General features: G+C 67.1%; 13 protein-coding genes and 2 tRNA genes. 8 read left to right on the forward strand and 7 right to left on the reverse strand.

All coding sequences use genetic code 11. The features are described 5' to 3' along the window. The first annotated feature begins 21 nt into the window (after window positions 1–21). The 5 genes from mnmC to GO606_RS15740 all read left to right on the forward strand — a co-directional run bounded on the left by mnmC (window position 22) and on the right by GO606_RS15740 (window position 6,325). Complete coding sequence (gene mnmC / locus GO606_RS15720; protein WP_169118695.1) at window positions 22–1,935, forward strand: bifunctional tRNA (5-methylaminomethyl-2-thiouridine)(34)-methyltransferase MnmC2/FAD-dependent 5-carboxymethylaminomethyl-2-thiouridine(34) oxidoreductase MnmC1; 1,914 nt, start codon at window positions 22–24, stop codon at window positions 1,933–1,935. Window positions 1,936–2,110: 175 nt separating this feature from the next. Then, window positions 2,111–2,311, forward strand: a complete 201-nt coding sequence (locus tag GO606_RS15725) for a hypothetical protein (RefSeq protein ID WP_169118664.1) — start codon at window positions 2,111–2,113, stop codon at window positions 2,309–2,311. A gap of 66 nt (window positions 2,312–2,377) precedes the next feature. Then, complete coding sequence (locus GO606_RS15730; protein ID WP_169118665.1) at window positions 2,378–4,861, forward strand: PAS domain-containing protein; 2,484 nt, start codon at window positions 2,378–2,380, stop codon at window positions 4,859–4,861. Continuing rightward, window positions 4,858–5,505, forward strand: a complete 648-nt coding sequence (locus GO606_RS15735; protein WP_169118666.1) for a response regulator — start codon at window positions 4,858–4,860, stop codon at window positions 5,503–5,505. Before GO606_RS15730 ends, GO606_RS15735 begins: the two co-directional genes overlap by 4 nt. 265 nt (window positions 5,506–5,770) lie before the next feature. Continuing rightward, complete coding sequence (locus GO606_RS15740; RefSeq protein ID WP_169118667.1) at window positions 5,771–6,325, forward strand: phasin family protein; 555 nt, start codon at window positions 5,771–5,773, stop codon at window positions 6,323–6,325. Window positions 6,326–6,532: 207 nt separating this feature from the next. Here the strand turns inward: GO606_RS15740 and gltX are convergent, their stop codons facing one another. The 6 genes from gltX to GO606_RS15770 form a co-directional block, all read right to left on the reverse strand. After that, window positions 6,533–7,930, reverse strand: coding sequence for a glutamate--tRNA ligase (gene gltX / locus GO606_RS15745; protein WP_169118668.1), 1,398 nt, complete (start codon window positions 7,928–7,930; stop codon window positions 6,533–6,535). Between the two features lie 137 nt (window positions 7,931–8,067). Further along, window positions 8,068–8,142 (reverse strand) — tRNA-Val (locus GO606_RS15750). Between the two features lie 28 nt (window positions 8,143–8,170). Then, window positions 8,171–8,245: transfer RNA gene (locus GO606_RS15755), tRNA-Val, on the reverse strand. 96 nt (window positions 8,246–8,341) lie between these two features. After that, a complete protein-coding gene (locus GO606_RS15760; protein WP_169118669.1) occupies window positions 8,342–8,812 on the reverse strand; it encodes a hemerythrin domain-containing protein in 471 nt (156 codons plus the stop codon). 157 nt (window positions 8,813–8,969) lie between these two features. Beyond that, on the reverse strand, window positions 8,970–9,443 hold the full coding sequence (locus GO606_RS15765; protein WP_169118670.1) for a DUF2269 family protein: 474 nt from the start codon (window positions 9,441–9,443) through the stop codon (window positions 8,970–8,972). Next, window positions 9,425–10,738, reverse strand: a complete 1,314-nt coding sequence (locus GO606_RS15770) for an SDR family oxidoreductase (RefSeq protein ID WP_169118671.1) — start codon at window positions 10,736–10,738, stop codon at window positions 9,425–9,427. Before GO606_RS15770 ends, GO606_RS15765 begins: the two co-directional genes overlap by 19 nt. Window positions 10,739–10,833: 95 nt before the next feature. Here GO606_RS15770 and GO606_RS15775 point away from each other — a divergent pair, with 95 nt between their 5' ends. From GO606_RS15775 to serA, 3 genes are all read left to right on the forward strand, one after another. Then, a complete protein-coding gene (locus tag GO606_RS15775) occupies window positions 10,834–11,319 on the forward strand; it encodes a hypothetical protein (RefSeq protein ID WP_169118672.1) in 486 nt (161 codons plus the stop codon). An 81-nt stretch (window positions 11,320–11,400) separates the two neighbouring features. Beyond that, window positions 11,401–11,919 carry a CinA family protein gene (locus GO606_RS15780; protein ID WP_169118673.1) on the forward strand — a complete coding sequence of 173 codons (519 nt, stop codon included), beginning with the start codon at window positions 11,401–11,403 and terminating at the stop codon, window positions 11,917–11,919. Window positions 11,920–11,989: 70 nt separating this feature from the next. Further along, the gene (gene serA, locus GO606_RS15785) at window positions 11,990–13,219 is read left to right on the forward strand and encodes a phosphoglycerate dehydrogenase (protein ID WP_169118674.1); all 1,230 of its coding nucleotides are present in this window, start codon (window positions 11,990–11,992) and stop codon (window positions 13,217–13,219) included. A 99-nt stretch (window positions 13,220–13,318) separates the two neighbouring features. On the opposite strand, the gene GO606_RS15790 is transcribed toward serA, so the two are convergent. Then, on the reverse strand, window positions 13,319–14,701 hold the full coding sequence (locus GO606_RS15790) for an FAD-binding oxidoreductase (RefSeq protein ID WP_169118675.1): 1,383 nt from the start codon (window positions 14,699–14,701) through the stop codon (window positions 13,319–13,321). Window positions 14,702–14,759: the final 58 nt, after the last annotated feature.

The following is a 14,759-nucleotide window of genomic DNA, read 5'->3' on the forward strand; positions in this document are numbered from 1 at the left end:
GTTTCCGAGGCTATGCCCACCGTGCCCATCGACCCCGCCCGCCTGGCTTTCACCGACGACGGCACACCCTGCTCCGCAGCCTTCGGCGACGTCTATCACGCGCGCGGCAGCGGACTCGAACAGGCGCGCTTCGTCTTCATCGCCGGCAATGGCCTGCCCGAGCGCTGGCAGGGGCGCGAGCGCTTCACGATCCTCGAAACCGGTTTCGGTTTCGGGCTGAACTTTCTTGCGACCTGGGGGGCGTGGCGAGCCGATCGGCAGCGCTGCGAGCGCCTGCATTTCGTCTCGGTCGAACGCCATCCCTTCGCGCGGGAAGACCTCGCGACCTTGCGCGCGCGCTGGCCCGAGCTCGCCCCGCTGGCCGCCGAGCTGGCGGACAACTGGCCGACGCTGACATCCGGCGTGCACCGCCTGCATCTGGATGGCGGCCGCGTCGTGCTGACGCTGCTGCTCGGCGATGCACGCGAACTGCTGCCCCAGCTCGAATGCAGCGCCGACGCGTTCTTTCTCGACGGCTTCTCGCCAGCCTGCAACCCGGAACTCTGGTCCGCGGCGCTGCTCGGGGAACTCGGTCGACTGGCGGCACCCGATGCGACGCTCGCGACCTGGTCGGTGTGCGGCGACGTGCGCCGGGGACTCGCCGCGGCCGGCTTCGACTGCGAAAAAGCGCCCGGCTTCGGCGGCAAGCGCAAGATGTGCCGGGCGCGCCATCGCGGCGTCGGCACACGGCCCGCGCCAGCGGCCGCAGCCGCGGGGCATGCGCTGGTGATCGGTGCCGGGCTCGCCGGCAGCAGCACTGCGGAGCGGCTCGCGGCGCGCGGCTGGCGCGTCGACGTCATCGACGCGGCGGGCGGCCCCGGCGAGGGTGCGTCCGGCAACCTGACCGGCGTGCTGCGCCCGCTGCCGAGCCTCGACGACAACCGGCTGGCGCGCATCACGCGGGCCGGCGCACTGTATGGCCTGCATCACCTGCGCCAGCTGACCAAAGCCGGACTGCCGGTGCGCTGGGACGCGTGCGGGGTGCTGCATCTCGCGCGCGACCCGGTCCACGAAGGCAAGCAGCGCCGCGTCATCGAAGCTCATCGTCCGCCGCCCGACTACCTGCGTTTCGTCGAACGCGACGAAGCCTCCGCGCTCGCCGACTGGCCGCTGCCGGTTGGTGGGTGGTGGTTTCCGCAGGGAGCGTGGGTTTGTCCACCGAGCCTTTGCGCGGCGAACCTGATGACCCGTCCCGACCTCATCCGCTGTCACTTCGGACGCGCGATGCAGCGGCTCGAAGCGAGCGTCGATGGCTGGACCGCGTTCGACACCGACGGCAAGGCGATCGCCAGCGCCCCGGTCGCCGTGCTCGCGAACGGCGTCGGCATCCGCGCCGTGCCGCAGGCGGCGGCGCTCCCGGTGCGCAGCGCGCGCGGCCAGGTGACGCATCTCACCGCCGCGGCCGGCAGCTCGCCGAACGTCGTGGTATGCCGGCTCGGCTACGTCAGCCCGGCGCTCGACGGCGTGCGCAGCGCCGGGGCGACGTTCTCGGTCGATGACGACGAGCCGGCGCTGCGCGACGCGGACCAGCGCGAAAATCTCGCGAAGCTCGAATTCATCCTTCCCGGCTACGCCGCGGCGGTCGACACCGCGGGTCTCGCGGGGCGCGTCGGTTTCCGCCCTGCGTCCCCCGACCGCCTGCCGATGGTGGGTGAAGTTCCCGCCGTCCTGCGCGCCGACCGTGCCACGCCGCTGGCGCAGATTCCCCGCCACCCCGGGCTGTATGCGGTCGCCGGCTTCGGCGCGCGCGGCCTGGTGTGGGCGAGCCTTGCCGCCGAGCTGCTCGCCAGCCGCATCGCAGGCGAACCGCTGCCGCTCGAGCGCGAGCTCGTCGACGCCCTCGACCCCGCCCGTTACCTGCTGCGACCGGTACGCGGCATAACCCCGGAGGGATAATTTGCATCTATCATGAGTACACATGTTGCCGCCACAGCTACACGCTTTACGGTATTTGCGCCCCCTCCCCCCATGCGTAAGATCGGGCCGACTTGAAACTACTCGAAAAAACAGCAGGCCGATTTCCCGAGCTGCCGGCACAGGCGGCGTGACGCCCCGGAATCATGATGTCCAGATGAAGGTACGCGCGATGGAATTATCGAGCCGCATGATGACCGACCTGCGGGTCGGACCGATCCGGGTGGAGGAGACAACCGGATTCCGGATGCCCGCGCTGCGGGCTTCCCTGAAATCAGCGTTTATTTCGTTTGCCCGCACCGGAAGCATGAAGCGTGAACGCGCCCGTGCAGCCGAGTGCGGCGGGAGTGCAGGATGACTGGTGGAAGACGAGCCGGCTCTCCTGTAACCGACGCAGCGCAACAGTTCGAAAAGTGGGTACTTGATGACCGGGAATAATCGGGCGGCGCGGATCGCTCCCGCGAATGTGGACGCCGCCCTCGTCGACAGCACCGACCAGATGCTGGGCCTGCTGAGCTGCGACGGCACGCTGTTGCGGGCAAACCGGAGCCTCGTTGCGTTCTTCGACATCCCGGCGGACGAAATCGTCGGGAAGCCTCTATGGTCGGCTCCGGGCTGGGAAAGGTGGGGGATCGGCACGCTGAACATCAAGCGCGCGGTCAGGGAAGCCGCGGCGGGCAAGGCGAGCCACCTGGTCGGGGTCCTTTCCGGCCAGTCGCACATCGGACACAGCGTCGAGCTCGATCTCGAACGCATCGCGGAACATTTCGGCCTCCAGCCGTCGATCGCGTTGATGGGCCGGTTCGACGCCATCGGGAAACAGCTTTCCAGCGCCCGGTCGCTTCGCCTTTCCCAGCTTTACGGCGCAATCTCGGACACCAACAAGGCGGTGATGCGCAGCTCGAAGCCCGAGGACGTGTATCGCGCGGTGTGCGACGCCTGCATCCGCCACTGCGGTTTCAAGCTCGCGTGGATCGGGCTTCACGACCCGCTGAGCGGTTACATCGTCCCGGTCGAGGCCGCAGGCCCCGCTGCTTCCTACGTGGACGGCATCAGGACAGGGGCGAGTCCCGGCAGCATGGAGCGCTATGCCCCCGCTGACCCGACGGGCCGCGACCTGGTGGCGTCGATCGTGCCGGACATCGCGGCAGATCCCGACCTCGCTGCGTGGCATGCCGCCGCAGCCGCTCACGGTCTGGCGTGCCTCGTTTCCCTGCCCCTGCAGCGCAACGGCGCGCTGTTCGGCACGCTAAACGTCTACGGCGGCAAGGCGCATCGTTTCGACGACGAGGCGGTCGCGCTGCTCGAAGAGATGGCGGACAACGTTTCCTTCGCGCTCGACCATTTCGACCGCGAGGCGCTGCGCTGCCACACCGAGGCCGCGTTGCGGGCAAGCGAGGCACGCCTGCAGGAAGCACAGGCGGTAGGCCGGATCGGCGACTGGGAACTCGAGCGCGAAACCGGCGCGATGACGTGGTCACCCGAGCTCTTCCATCTCTTCGAACGCCCGCTGGAGATGGGCGCGCCGGACCTCGACGAGGCCCTCGCCTACTATGAGCCGGATACGCGTGAACAAACCCGCGCCCGCTTCCGCCACGCGATGGAGACCGGCGAGCGCTGCGAACTCGAACAGACGATCATCCTTCCGTCCGGCGCGGTGCGTCACCACACAACCCAGATCGTCCCGCTGAAGGACGCCGACAGGTGGGTGTACAAGCTGTTCGGAACCGTCCAGGACATCACCGAGCGCATGCTCACCGAACAGCAGCTTCGCCGCAAGACGCTCGAAATCGAGGATCTCTATCAGAACGCGCCGTGCGGCTACCAGTCGATCGACGCCGACGGCGTCATCATCCGCATCAACGACACCGCGCTGAACTGGCTCGGCTACGCGCGCGAGGAGGTCGTCGGCAGGATGAGGGTGACCGACATCCTGAGTCCCGACAGCCAGCCGGTCTTTCTGGATCAGTTCCTGCGCCTGAAGCAGACCGGCCTCTTGCAGAGCCTGGAGCTCGAACTGATCCGCAGCGACGGATCGAGGCTGCCGGTGCAGGTCGACTCGACGGCGATCCTCGATGCCGACGGCCACTTCGTTGCGACCCGCACGATGCTGTCGGACAACTCGGCGCGCAAGCAGCTCGAGATCGAGCGCGCCGCACATGAAGCGCGCCTCGCCGAACTGTCGCGTCACATGGTCGACGTGCAGGAAAACGAACGGCGCAAACTGGCCGGTGAACTCCACGACCGCGCGAGCCCGAACCTCGCCGCGCTGCAGCTGACGCTGTCGAACCTCGCGTGCGCGCTGCCGGCGTCGGTGTTGGCCGAACTGGAACCGATGCTCGGCGACGCCCAGGCCCTCCTGATCGACACCGCCGCCGGCATTCGGGAGATCTGCACGAACCTTCGCCCGGCGACGCTCGACTACGCCGGCCTGATCCCGGCGCTGCAGGATTACGCGCAACAATTCGCGCGCAGGACCGGCACCTCCATACGCCTCGACCTGGCGCCCCTCAAGACCCAGCTTCTGCCGAACGTTCAGTCGCTACTGTTCCGCATCGCCCAGGAAGCGCTCACGAACTGCGCCAAGCATGCCGATGCGGGAACGATCCACCTCCAGCTGGCGGAAACCGACGACGCCCTCATCATGAAGATTTCCGACGACGGGGTCGGCTTCGATTCCTGTCTGCTGGGCGAAAGCGGCTCCAGGCCCGGGCTCGGTCTCATCACGATGAAGGAACGGGCAGAGTTCGCAGGCGGCCGCTTCACCATCACATCAAACCCTGTATCCGGGACGGAAATCACCGTGACATTCGACCTTCATGCACTGAACACCCTGTGGAAAACACGCCAGCATCCTTCGCGCCGCGCGAGCGATCGTCTGCTCCAGGCAGGACCGGGGCTCCTATGACGATCCGCATCGTACTGGCCGACGACCACCAGATGTTTCGCCACGCGCTGCGCGCGATGCTCGAGAAGGAACCGGGAATCCGCATCGTCGGCGAAGCGAGCAACGGCGACGAACTGATCGACCTCGTCAGCCACCAGCCGGTCGACATCGCCTGCGTCGATATCGGCATGCCGGGGATGAACGGCATCGAGGCGACGCGGCGCCTGCTGGCGATCCGCCCGCACGTGCGCGTGATCGGGCTCTCGGCATTCTCCGACCGCCAGTTTGTCCTCGACCTGCTCAACGCCGGCGCGACCGGCTACGTGACCAAGGCCGAGGCCGGCGACGAGCTGTTGCGCGCGATCCACACCGTGCAGCAGTCGAAGACCTACCTCTGCCCGGATGTCGCCGCGACGGTCACCAGCGCCCTGCTCGACAACGCGCCGAAGGACATCTCGGCGCCCCGCATCACCGCGCGCGAGCGCCAGGTGCTGCAGCTGATCGCCGAAGGCTACACGTCCACCCGCATCGCCGACCGGCTGCACCTGGCGCCCTCAACCGTCGAAGTGCACCGCCGCAACATCATGCGCAAGCTCGATCTGCACAGCGTCGCCGAACTGACGAAGTACGCGATTCGCAGCGGGATAACGACCGTTTCGGGCTGACTCGGGCTGACTGGAGATGGTTTTGCGCAGACTACCGGTTTTCAGGGACGCCAAACACGCCGATCTCCGTATATCCCCAAAGTGGGTTAGCAAGTAGCATTCCTCCTGCCCGTAGTGATCGTCGTCTTATGCATCTGGATTCAGTAGGCTATAGTGGCGGGACCAGGTGGTGAAAGAAGGGAACCAGCCTCCCGAAGCTTTTGACACCGGGCAACGGAGCTCGCTTCGGCGAGATCGGAACGCATATGTTTTCAGGAATTAAAATATGAATACTCTTCCTTCCGTACAGAAACTGACGCAGGCAGCGAACGGCAACCTCCAGGCTTTCCAGTCGTTCGCCGACATCGTCCTGAATGCGTCCGAGCGGCTCGTCGCGCTCAACATCGAGGCCGCCCGCACGCTGTGCAGCACCGCGACCGCGAATGCCGCGCCGCTGACCGCCAGCAATGACATGCGCGACCAGATCGCGGCGCGCATGGGTACGCAAGGCAAGATGTTCGAACAGGCCGCGGAATACTTCCGCAGCTTCAACGAGCTCTGCGCCAAGACCCAGAGCGAGGTCGCAGAGCTCAATACGCAGCGCCTGAACGAAGTGTCGGAGTCGGTGCATGAACTGCTCGACAGCGTCGCCAAGGCGGGCCCGAGCGGTGCAGCCGATCTCGTCGCCGCGATGAAGAAAGCGATGAGCAATGCCAGCGCCACCTGCGAGAACATGATCAAGACGACCCGCGACGTCACCGAGTCGAACCTCGCTGCCGCCAGCAACGCCCTGCAGCCGATGGTGACCGCGACGACGAAGCAAACGCGCAAGGTCGCCTGACCGGCAGCCGGAAAGCAGAAAGAAATCCTCCGCAAGTCCCCGGGAACTCCCGGGTTGGGTGCGAAATGAACCCCTCCCCGCGAAACCGCTCAGGCGGCGCGGGGATTTTTTTGTTTCGCCCCGGTGCCTGCCGGCGTTGGTAACCGGCCGCGAGGGACGCCCTGCTCCGGAGTTGGAGCAGGGGGATCCAGCAGTAAGCCGCTCCGGTCAGATGTAGCGACCGATTCGCTTCAGCACCCGCTCACGCCCGAGGACTTCGAGCACGGCGTCGATCGCCGGCGTCTGTGCGACGCCCAGCGCGGCAACGCGCAGCGGAATCGCGACTTGCGGCATTTTCAGGCCGTGCTCGGCCATGGTGTCCTTGATCGCCTGGTTCAACGCCGGTTTTTCCCACGCCACGTCGGCAAGACGCGCTTTCAGGCTCGCGAGCGCCGCCCTGGCCGCGTCGGTCAGATGCTGCGCGAGCAATTCGTCGGACGGGTGGACCTCGACGCAATAAAGTTCGGCCGCATCCGCGAGCTCGTTCAGGTTCGCGACCCGCTCCTTGTACAGCGCGACGACCGATTCGAGCTGCGGCCCGGCTTCCGGGTCGACGCTGCGCCGCGCGAGCCGGCTGGCGACGTCGGCCGCGAGCCTGGCGTCGTCGCTGTGCTTGATGTAGTGCGCGTTGAGCCAGTTGAGCTTCTCGGTGTTGAACTGCGCCGCCGAGGGCGTGATATGGTCGAGATCGAACCAATCGACGAACTGTTCGCGCGTGAAGATCTCGTCGTCGCCATGGCTCCAGCCGAGACGCGCGAGGTAGTTGATGACCGCCTCGGGCAGGTAGCCGTCGTCGTGATACTGCATCACGCTGACTGCACCGTGACGCTTCGACAGCTTCGTGCCGTCGTCGCCGAGGATCATCGACAGGTGCGCGTACAGCGGCACTTCGGCGCCGAGCGCGCGCAGGATGTTGATCTGGCGCGGCGTGTTGTTCACATGGTCGTCGCCGCGGATCACGTGCGTGATGCCCATGTCGCGGTCATCGACGACGACGCAGAAATTGTAGGTCGGCGTGCCGTCGGCGCGCGCGATCACGAGGTCGTCGAGTTCGGCATTCGCAATCTCGATGCGCCCTTTCACGAGGTCGTCCCACGCGACGACGCCCTCGACGGGGTTGCGAAAACGCACGACCGGCTCGACGCCGGCGGGCGGCGCGGGCAGCACCTTGCCCGGCTCGGGCCGCCAGCGCCCGTCATAACGCGGCTTTTCGCCGCGCGCGCGCTGCTCCTCGCGCATGCGGTCGAGTTCCTCCGTGGATGCGTAGCAGTGGTAGGCGGTGCCGGCGGCGAGCATCTCGCTGATCACCGCCTTGTAGCGGTCCATGCGCTGCATCTGGTAGAACGGCCCTTCGTCGGCGTCGAGCCCGAGCCAGCTCATGCCATCGAGGATCGCCTGCACCGCCGCGGGCGTCGAGCGCGCGACGTCGGTGTCCTCGATACGCAGGATGAAGGTTCCGCCATGCCGGCGGGCGAATGCCCACGAGAACAGGGCGGTACGCGCCCCGCCGATGTGGAGGTAGCCGGTCGGGCTCGGGGCGAAACGGGTGCGAACGTTGGAAGCCATGGGGATAGGGGCGCGGAGCCGGGTCGAAAGTTCTGGATTCTACGCTTTCGCCCTGATGTCCCCCGGTCAGGATGGGGATACGGGGGGCGAAGCACAAAAACAAAAACCCCGAAGCCGGGCAGCTTCAGGGTCGTGTCTGGTGGGCGGTACTGGGATCGAACCAGTGACCCCTGCCGTGTGAAGGCAGTGCTCTACCGCTGAGCTAACCGCCCCGGGGGCTGCGGTGTCTTCGCCAGAAACTGGTGGGCGGTACTGGGATCGAACCAGTGACCCCTGCCGTGTGAAGGCAGTGCTCTACCGCTGAGCTAACCGCCCTGTCGGCGAAGAGCGCGAATTGTAGAAGGAGCCCCCAGCCGCGTCAAGGCGGCAATCGCGGCAAGCCCAAACCCCCCGTCCCGTCACGGGCCCCGGCTACGCCGCCTTCGACAGCGCCGGACGGCGCGCCTCCATTTTCTCCGCAACCGGGCGCAGGTCGCACTTCTCCTCGACGAGCTTCGGAAAAAGTTGCTCTTCTTCCTCTTTCACGTGGTGCCTGACGTACTCGCCGAGCACCGTGACCCTGGCATCGAACAGTTCGTCGTCGGGGCCTATCGACTCGATCTGCGCGATCAGGTCCTTGGCGGTGGCATGCTCGACTTTTGCCTCGTCGAGCAGATCACCGAACTTCCCGGGGTCGATTTCCCGCACGGCCGGGTAGAACAGTTCTTCCTCGAGGGTCGCGTGGATCGTCAGCTCGTTACAGACGGTACGTGCGATCTCGGCCTTCTCGTCGCTCGTCTTCGCCTTCTCGAAGTCGCCGAAGAGCTTGTTGACCTTGCGGTGATCCTCGAGCAGGGCGCCGAGGGCGTCCTTGAGGCCGGTGGGCAGGCTCGACTTGTTCATGATGTTTTCCTCGCTGAATTGATGGAGCGGCCGGAAGGCCGCGGGGGAGTGACCCGGAAGGCCGTCGCCAGAAGTCCGGACCGGCGCGGTGGCCCGCGGATGATCCGGGGGCCGGTCGAGCAAGGGACGGGCCCGTCCTGGCGCAATGCTGACCCTGTCATATCGGCTTGGCGACCATCAGGTAAAAGATACCGACGAATGCAAGAAATGCCGGCACGCCGAGCGCGAACCACACGCGGAACAGTCGCCAGTAGCGGGGCGGCAGCAACGGCCGGGCATTCTGCGCTGCTTCGGCGGCGACATCGCGCAGGCGGATCTGGATCACGACGACGGGAAGCCAGCACGCGACCGCGAGCACGTACAGCACGAGCGACCAGGCAATCCAGCGGCTGTCGAGCGGGACGTCCGCCAGCGCTGTCAGCCAGAAGCCGGTCAGCGGCTGCAGCACGACCGTGGTGCCGGTGAACAGCCAGTCGCCGACGACGACGCTGCGCGTGACCGACGCGACGACCAGCGGATCGCGCTCGAGGCTCGCGCGCAGCAGGTAGAACGCGCTGCCGATGCCGGTGCCGAACAGCACCGTCGACGACAGGACGTGCAGCCACTTGACGATCAGGTATTGGTATTCCATCGGCGCGGTTCCAGTTCGTACAGCAGCCAGATTGCCGCGAGCATCGGCAGGTTCTTCGACACCGGACCATAGGGGTGCAGCCAGAACTCGGGGAGCTTCCAGCTGATGATCGCCGTATAAGCGAGGATCAGGCCCGCCTGTACGACGAGCACCGCCGCGCGATGACGCCCCGCGAGCATCAGCATGCCGATCGCGAGGTCGAGCAGCGCGGCGCCATACAACGCCGCCGGGCGCAGCGCTTCCGGCACGCCGGCCCGGGCGAGCAGCGCATGGCTCTCGGCGACCGGGAAAACGCCGAGCGACACGATGCCGGTCAGGATCCAGACGAACGCAAGGCTCGCGCGCAGCACCGGCAGCAACCATTGCAGCTGCACGCCGAGGCGCGCCGCGCCGGCCTCGCGAGGCGGGATGAAGTCCTCGACCCGGCGCGGTTCGCGGTCGAGCAGTCGGCGCATCATTGACGGGTCGGCGGTGTTGCCCCGGCGCAGCATCGCGAGCGTGTCGACGTCGAGCAGCGCGCCGGGCAGCATCGAGGCGACTTTGGCCGCACTGTCGGTCAGCACATCGGGCACCGGGATGAAACGGGGCGGACGCGCGATGCCGAGCGCCCTGCGCAGCGCCGCGAGAAACTCGCGCAGCGTCAGCGCATGCGGGCCGACCGCGGCGATGCGCGGGTTTTCCGGCAGTTCGCCGTCGACGAGCCGCACGACGAGTTCGACCAGGTCGTCGATATGCACCGGCTGCACCCGCTGGTCGCCGCGCCCCGGCAGCGGAATCAGCGGCAGCGAGGCGAGCACGCCGAAAAGCCGTGCGCTCGTGCCGCCGGCCCCATACACCAGCGAAGGCTGCACGATCGCGGCCGAAACGGGCAGCCCGAGCAGCACTTCGTCGGCGGCGCGCTTGCTCAGGTGGTAGCCGCTTTGCGCGTGCTCGTCCGCCCCGAGCGCCGAGATCTGGATCACCCGCTTGACCCGGGCTTGCGCGCACGCCGCGAACAGCGCCGCCGGCGCCTGCCGATGCAGCAGGTCGAAAGTCTGCCCGCCCTGTTCGCGCAAAATGCCTACTGCGTTGATGACGACGTCGATGCCGTTGAGCAGCGGCAGCCAGTCGGCGCTGCGCGTCGCGCGCATGAAATCGACCGCGGCATAGTCGAACGCGCCAGCGGTCGCGCGGGCGCGGGCACGGGCGCGTACCGGGTCGCGCACGGCGAGGGTCAGCCGGTGGCCTTCGCGTGCGAGCCGGGTGACGAAATGGCTGCCGAGAAAGCCGGTTCCGCCGGTGATCAGGATCTTCATCGCGCTTCTCCTGCACGCGGGCTCCGCGCTTGCATGCGCCTGGCGCAAAGACCGGGCCCCGCCCTCTTCCACCATCCAGACTGACGGAGCTAACCATGACCGACTGGCTGCGCGTGCTTCGCCGTGCCCTTGTTTCCGGCAGCGGTGCCGGGCTCGTCTCGCTGGTCGCGCTCGCCTGCGGCGGCCAGCGCGACTGTCGCAGCGTGTTCGCGCCGGTCAATGCGGTCAGCCACTGGATCTGGCGCGGCGCGGCGCTGCGCCAGCAGAGACCTTCCCTGCGATATACGCTCCCGGGCGCCGGCATCCATCATGCGATGTCGATCCTGTGGGCGCTGCTGTTCGAGGAACGCATTGCCCATGCGGGATCGCGGCTCGGCGCATGGCGCACGATGGCCACGGCGCTCGGCGTGTCGGCGACAGCCTGCTTCGTCGATCTGCGCCTGACGCCGGAACGGCTGACGCCCGGATTCGAGCGCCGCCTGAGTCCCGAATCGCTGAGCGCGGTTTATCTCGCGTTCGCGCTGGGGCTCGCGCTGCCCTCCTTCATCGGGATGCTGCGCCGCGGCCTGCGGCGTCGATAGCGGGCCTTCGGCGCCGCTGGCTGGGCACCGCAATTGCTTGGCCCTACGACACGGTGGAGCTGCGCGACAACGGGAAACACGATGAAGAGGGAACCGATCGAGGATGTTGCAGCGTTCATGAAGCAGCATGGCCTCGTGCTGGTGACCGCCGAGTCCTGCACTGCGGGGTTGATCGCGGCGCGTCTCGCGGACATCCCGGGCGCCGGCGCGCTGCTCGACTGCGCTTACGTGGTCTATTCGTGCGAGGCGAAGGAGCAGTGCCTCGGCGTGAAGCGGGAGACGATCGAACGCTTCAACCTGACCAGCGAAGAAGTGGCGCGCGAGATGGCCGCAGGAGCGCTGAAAAAAAGCGCCGCGAACCTCGCGATCGCGAACACCGGCGTGGCCGAAGCGGTCGACGATGAAACTCCGGCCGGAACGCAGTGCTTTGCGTGGGCGTTCCGCACCGGCAAAAACGACGACGCCGACGATGCGGCGAGAGTGATATTCAGCGAAACGCGCCGTTTTTCCGGTGGTCGCAACGAAGTCAGGGATGCGGGCGCACACTATGCCCTGATGCGCGTGCCGCATTATTTCGCCCGCCTGCGCGAATCGTCCTGAGCCCCGCCGCGGGGCCTGCGGGCGCGAGGCGGGCCCGACTAGCATTCACCGGACGGCGGGAGGCCCGATCATGCAAAATTCACCGCTGCACCACTTCGATTTCAGGTTCGTGCTGCTCGAAGGCATCCATGCGACTGCGGTCGAGACGCTCGGCGCGAACGGTTACTCGCGCGTCGACGCGCGTCCCGGGGCGCTGGCAGGCGACGAACTCATCCACGCGATTGCCGACGCGGACTTCGTCGGCATCCGCTCGCGCACTCGGCTGACTGAGGAAGTGCTGAGGCACGCGCCGAAATTGCTCGGCATCGGCTGCTTCTGCATCGGCACGAATCAGGTCGACCTCGAGGCGGCGGCGCTGCTCGGCATCCCGGTGTTCAACGCGCCGTTCTCCAATACCCGCAGCGTGGCCGAGCTGGTGCTCGCCGAGATCGTCATGCTGATGCGCGGCATTCCGGAGAAAAACGCGCTGCTGCACCGCGGCGGATGGATGAAAAGCGCGAGCAATTCATGGGAGATCCGCGGCAAGACGCTCGGCATCGTCGGCTATGGCCATATCGGCACGCAGGTCGGCGTGCTCGCCGAGCACTTCGGCATGAAGGTCGTGTACCACGACATCGAGGCCAAGCTGTCGCTCGGCAATGCGCACCAGGTGGGGTCGCTCGAAGAGCTGCTGGCGGCGTCGGATGTCGTCAGCCTGCACGTGCCCGAAACTCCGGCGACGCGGAACATGATGGACGCGACCCGCCTCGCCGCGACGAAGGCGGGCAGTTTCCTCATCAACGCGTCGCGCGGCACGGTCGTGGATATCGACGCCCTCGCCGACGCGCTCGCTTCCGGCCATCTGCTCGGCGCGGCCATCGACGTGTTCCCGGCCGAACCGAAGTCCAACGACGAACCTTTCGTCTCTCCGCTGCTGCGCTTCGACAACGTCATCCTGACCCCGCACATCGGCGGCTCGACGGCCGAGGCGCAGGCCAACATCGGGCGCGAGGTCGCGGCCAAGCTGGCGCGCTATGCGAACAACGGATCGACCGTTTCGGCGGTGAATTTCCCCGAGGTGTCGCTGCCCGCGCACGAAGGCCAGTGCCGCGTGCTGCACATCCACCACAACGTGCCGGGCATGCTTGCGCGCATCAACGACCGGATTTCGAAAGCCGGGCTCAACATCGTCGCGCAGTACCTGCAGACGACCCAGCACGTCGGCTACGTCGTCATCGACGTCGAGGCCGAAGCGCGCCAGGTGGCGTTCGACGAACTCAACGCGATCGACGGGACGATACGCTGCCGCCTGATCTGCTAAGTTTTTCGTCGCAGCAGTAAAACGCGAGCGCCCGCATCCCGGCCCCCCAGACGTCGATAACGATCTGGGGTTTTCCGTAATGGATGAACGCCGCGATGCTCAGCGTCCCTTCGCCGGCGCGATGTTCTGGTTGATGTGGAAGAGGTTGTCCGGGTCATAGGCCGCCTTCACCGCCGCGAGCCGCTCGTAGTTGGCGCCATAGTTTGCCGGCGCGCGTTGATCGTCGTCGCCGGACATGAAGTTGACGTAGCCCCCCTCGCCGCCCGAGTGGGGATGAATCGCGGCGTAGTAGTCCCTCACCCACTTGATGTTGGCGTCGTTGTCGGCAGGGTCCGACCAGACTCCGACGATCACCGGGGCAAAACTCTTGTCCCGGTGCCCGAACGCGGTCTCGTTGGCGCCGACCCGTTGCGCCGCACCGTTGATCGGATGCAGATGCATGCTCGAGCTGATGGTCGGCGTCTTCCTGCCATGCTCGATGTGCGCCGCGATCGCCGCGTCGCTGAGCTCGCGGATGAAGTCCGCTTTCCAGTAATGCTGCATCCCTTTCGGCACGAGGCCGTCGAAGGCGCTCTGCAGGGCCGGGAAGGGCATGACGCCGACCTGCTCCGCCTTCACTTCGGCAGCGTCGCGCAGGGGCTTGAGGACTCGCTCGGCCTCCGCGTGCGGGCCGTTCCAGCACGTGACCAGCACACAGAACAGGTCCCCGACCCGCTCCGCGGGGATGAAGGGCAGCGGCGGCGCGATCTGCCAGCCGAAGAAGCAGCCGAGCTGTTCGGGCGCCGTCGCGATGAACTCGCGGTAGCACTGCAGCACCGCGGCGGCATCGTCGAAGTCGTAGAACAGCGGCCCGCCGACGATGTCGCCGACCTCGTGGAGCTGAAACTCGAAGCTGGTGACGACGCCGAAGTTGCCGCCGCCGCCGCGCAGGGCCCAGAACAGGTCTTCGTTCTGGTAATCGCTCGCGGTGACCTGCCGGCCATCGGCAAGCACGACGTCGGCCGCCAGCAGGTTGTCGATGGAAAGCCCCACGCCGCGCGTCAGGTAGCCGATGCCGCCACCCAGCGTCAGGCCCCCCACGCCGGTCGTCGAGATGATCCCGCCGGGTGCGGCCAGGCCGAACGGGTAGGTCGCATGGTCCACATCGCCCCAGGTCGCGCCGCCGCCGACCCGGGCGACCTTCTTCACCGGATCGACGCGCACGTACTTCATCCGCGACAGGTCGATGACGAGGCCGTCATCCACCGTGCCGAAGCCGGGAACGCTGTGGCCGCCACCGCGAATGGCGAGGTCGAGGCCGCCGTCGCGGGCGGCACGGACCACGGCCATCACGTCGGCCGAATCCGCGCACTGGATCACGGCGTGGGGCCTGCGGTCGTGCATGGCGTTGTAGACGGCGCGCGCGTCGTCGTAGTCGGAATCCGCAGGGGTGATGACGCGACCGCGTACCGCTTCGGTCAGTGTCTTGATCGTGTCGCTCATGGCGTGCTCCTCCGTTTCACCAGGGTGCGCAGAGGATGCGCCCGCGGGCGTTCCCGAA

The organism is Aromatoleum anaerobium (genome assembly GCF_012910705.2).
Taxonomy (GTDB): Bacteria; Pseudomonadota; Gammaproteobacteria; order Burkholderiales; family Rhodocyclaceae; genus Aromatoleum; species Aromatoleum anaerobium.

Coding starts and splice junctions, on each gene's coding strand:
- GO606_RS15725 (WP_169118664.1), top strand. CDS start 2,111: ATGAAGGTACGCGCGATGGAATTATCGAGCCGCATGATGACCGACCTG.
- GO606_RS15730 (WP_169118665.1), top strand. CDS start 2,378: ATGACCGGGAATAATCGGGCGGCGCGGATCGCTCCCGCGAATGTGGAC.
- GO606_RS15735 (WP_169118666.1), top strand. CDS start 4,858: ATGACGATCCGCATCGTACTGGCCGACGACCACCAGATGTTTCGCCAC.
- GO606_RS15740 (WP_169118667.1), top strand. CDS start 5,771: ATGAATACTCTTCCTTCCGTACAGAAACTGACGCAGGCAGCGAACGGC.
- gltX (WP_169118668.1), bottom strand. CDS start 7,930: ATGGCTTCCAACGTTCGCACCCGTTTCGCCCCGAGCCCGACCGGCTAC.
- GO606_RS15760 (WP_169118669.1), bottom strand. CDS start 8,812: ATGAACAAGTCGAGCCTGCCCACCGGCCTCAAGGACGCCCTCGGCGCC.
- GO606_RS15765 (WP_169118670.1), bottom strand. CDS start 9,443: ATGGAATACCAATACCTGATCGTCAAGTGGCTGCACGTCCTGTCGTCG.
- GO606_RS15770 (WP_169118671.1), bottom strand. CDS start 10,738: ATGAAGATCCTGATCACCGGCGGAACCGGCTTTCTCGGCAGCCATTTC.
- GO606_RS15775 (WP_169118672.1), top strand. CDS start 10,834: ATGACCGACTGGCTGCGCGTGCTTCGCCGTGCCCTTGTTTCCGGCAGC.
- GO606_RS15780 (WP_169118673.1), top strand. CDS start 11,401: ATGAAGAGGGAACCGATCGAGGATGTTGCAGCGTTCATGAAGCAGCAT.
- serA (WP_169118674.1), top strand. CDS start 11,990: ATGCAAAATTCACCGCTGCACCACTTCGATTTCAGGTTCGTGCTGCTC.
- GO606_RS15790 (WP_169118675.1), bottom strand. CDS start 14,701: ATGAGCGACACGATCAAGACACTGACCGAAGCGGTACGCGGTCGCGTC.